Origin of the sequence: Streptomyces racemochromogenes, assembly GCF_044129415.1 — a bacterium.
GTDB lineage: Bacteria > Actinomycetota > Actinomycetes > Streptomycetales > Streptomycetaceae > Streptomyces > Streptomyces racemochromogenes_A.
On the sequence record NZ_JBBDHD010000320.1, the window covers coordinates 1 to 551 of the forward strand.

The window sequence follows — 551 nt, forward strand, 5'->3', positions numbered from 1 at the left end:
CTCGTCGAGGAGGACGGAGCCGCCGTCGGAGACGAGCTTGGAGGCGGTGGGCTCGGGGACCCAGGCGCCGTCGATGGAGCCCTGCTTGAAGGCGTCGGGGGTGACCTTGTTGTCGGTGCGGACCACGGAGACGTCGCCCTTGCCGGACTCGGGGTCGACCGTCCAGCCCTTCTCGGAGATCCAGTTGAGGAAGGCGACGTCCTGCGTGTTGCCCTTCTGCGGGGTGGCGATCTTCTTGCCCTTGAGGTCGTCGAGGGTCTTGATCTTCTCCGGGTTCACGACGAGCTTGACGCCGCCGGAGGCGGAGCCGGAGATGATCCGCAGGTTGGAGCCCTTGGACTTGACGTAGCCGTTGATGGACGGCGAGGGGCCGATGAAGCCGATGTCGAGGGAGCCGCCGTTGAGGGCCTCGATCTCGGAGGGGCCGGCGTTGAAGGTCTGCGGCTTGATCCTGGTGCCGTTCAGTTCCTTCTCGATCAGGCCTTCCTGGAGGCCGACCAGGGCGGTGGCGTGGGTCAGGTTCGGGAAGTACCCGATACGGACCTCGGACG

The 551-nt window shown here is 66.4% G+C and carries 1 protein-coding gene; it reads right to left on the bottom strand.

Translation table 11 applies throughout. The annotated features are described in order from the left end of the window. Positions 1-551, bottom strand: a 551-nt coding sequence (locus WDV06_RS37070) for an ABC transporter substrate-binding protein (RefSeq protein WP_395514190.1), incomplete at both ends; no start/stop codon positions are given.